We start from the raw sequence: 2,419 nt of genomic DNA on the forward strand, positions 1-2,419 counted from the left end.
AAATTCAAGATGGCGGCCGTATTGCCGCGATGCTCAGCGGTGAAAAGCGCTAGGATCGGTGCCGAAAATCGAGGTTTTTATCGTCACTGCTCGAACAATTATGAGCCTTCGGCCAGCTGGACCGTATAGGGCGCGATCTCTATGTCAAGCTCATCTCTTGTCATGGGGTCCGTGAGCCCGGCCACGCCGCAGAGGGTCGGCTGTGGATCAACTGCACGTACTGCAAGGCGGCCGGCCAACCCAGCTCGATGAGATGTTTCCAGTCGGCACTTATGGACAACTCGCGAAGCCTTATTTCGATTGTACGAAGGTGGCGAGCAATTAATAATTACAGGCTGGCATGCCATCAAATGCTATTCAGGGGACAAGTAATGACTTTAATACGCGACAAGTTTGAGCGCGCGCGCTCCGTGGCGCCGGGAATATTGCTTTCGCTCGTGTTATGTGCTTGTGGAGGCCATGACCACGGCTCTTCGTCCCAACCCGTCGCGCAAATTTCTTGCCCGCAGCTAGCGGGCGTGACGGTTCCCGCGACGTCCATAGGATTGCCGACTGCAGGAGCAGTCGTTACCGCCGCGACGACCGTTCCGGCGAGTGGCACGGGGGTAGCGGCCGTTGGGGAATATTGCCTGGTGTCCGGGAATATCCAACCAGTCGATCCGACTGCGCCAAATATTAAATTCCAACTTGGCTTGCCGACAAACTGGAACACCAAAGCACTTATGCTAGGCGGCGGCTTCGACGGATCGATTCCTGCCGTAACCGGCAATGTTCCGAGCGGGGCTATCGATGAATTAGGACCGCTGGGCCGCGGCTACGCGGTATTCGCTAGTGACTCTGGGCATCAGAGTACGAACGGTATCGTAGATGGTTCTTTCTCGGTCAATCAGGAAGCCTACGATAACTTTGCTGGCGCGGCACTCAAAAAAACGCATGACGCCGCGGTGTTCCTGATCAAGGCACGATATGCAGTAACGGGACCAAGCAAATCCTATTTCGCTGGAGGTTCAACAGGCGGGCGCGAAGCGCTCACGGTGGCCCAGCGCTGGCCTGCCGATTGGGACGGCGTGATTGCGTTTTATCCCGCGTACGACTTCACAAGCCTGAGCCTGCAGCAACTCCGCGCCACGCAAGGGTTTGCAGCACCGGGCGGATATCTAAACACGGCAAAGCGAACATTGCTATTCAAGACCGTCATGGGGGCTTGTGACGCGCTCGACGGCGCCACAGACGGGATCATTAGCAACGTGCAGGCTTGCAACTCCACTTTCGATCCATCAACCGCGATGCTCCGCGGAGACGCACTCAGATGTCCGGGCGGGACAGACACGGGCGATACCTGCTTATCGGACGTGCAGATCGAAGCGTTGAACACGATGAATACGCCCCTTGACTTCATTTACCCGCTCACAAGTGGTGAAACGTCGTACCCCGGCTATAACGTCTTCGGCGCGGACCTAGGAGGAGTGAATACTTCGCCGTTGGAGTCGATTGTTACTCGACTCGCATTGGGGACCACGCAACCGAGCTACCCCCTTCAAGCTACAGCGATGTTCGATGGCCAAATTTCTGATCAATTCGTCCGTTACTCAGTCGTAAATAACTCGAACTTCAACTCACTGACGTTCGATCCGGCGAACGCAGGCCAATGGGGTACACGCATCAGCGAACTTTCTGCGCTCGATGCAAACAGCTCAGACCTCTCGGCGTTCAATGCCAAAGGCGGCAAACTTTTGATGGCACATGGAACGGTGGACCTAACTGTGAGTACCCGTGCGACCGAGATCTATTATCAGCGCCTGATCGCTACCATGACGGCGGCCACAGTGAATGGCTTCGTTCGCTTTTATGAGATTCCGGGCCTGCAACACGGAACCAGTACAGTATTCAATCCGGCTTGGGATTCGTTGACCGCGCTCGAAAATTGGAATGAAAAAGGTGTTAGTCCCGTTAATCAGGTCATGACTGACACCATCGGCGTGCCGGGCCGGACGAGACCCTTATGTAATTATCCCACCTTTGCGCGATTTAAAGGCACCGGCGATGTAAACTCAGCTTCGTCCTTCACATGCGTCGCTAGTTAGCCGACATTCGTCAGTTGAAGGCTACGGTCCTGCTGCAAGATTCACGGAGGTTCGGGCATCGTAGCACTGCAAAATTTGATCGAAGTGCCTCATCGATGCGTCAGGTTCTGTACAGCCGCAATCTCTGCTCTCGACGTTCCGAAGGTATATCGACCGCGAATTCAGACAACACGCCGATGCAACGTATTTGCGCAATTCAGTCGAACCTCTGTGCTCCGGGGACCAAGGATAGTCGTTCGCCTCCGCGCAGATTGCCTTCTCGTTCAATAAATCGTGAACGCTTTTTTGTGGAAGAGTCTCGTTGTTATTGCCAAGTAGTTGTATCCAAACCCATC

1 protein-coding gene is annotated in these 2,419 nt (G+C 54.8%); it reads left to right on the forward strand.

Annotated elements, in window-relative coordinates:
• Nucleotides 1–632 precede the first annotated feature (632 nt).
• Nucleotides 633–2,084 carry a tannase/feruloyl esterase family alpha/beta hydrolase gene (locus tag ACFFAR_RS30895; RefSeq protein ID WP_375509191.1) on the forward strand — a complete coding sequence of 484 codons (1,452 nt, stop codon included), beginning with the start codon at nt 633–635 and terminating at the stop codon, nt 2,082–2,084.
• Nucleotides 2,085–2,419 lie beyond the last annotated feature (335 nt).

Origin of the sequence: uncultured Caballeronia sp., from assembly GCF_964243625.1 — a bacterium.
Classification (GTDB): Bacteria; Pseudomonadota; Gammaproteobacteria; order Burkholderiales; family Burkholderiaceae; genus Caballeronia.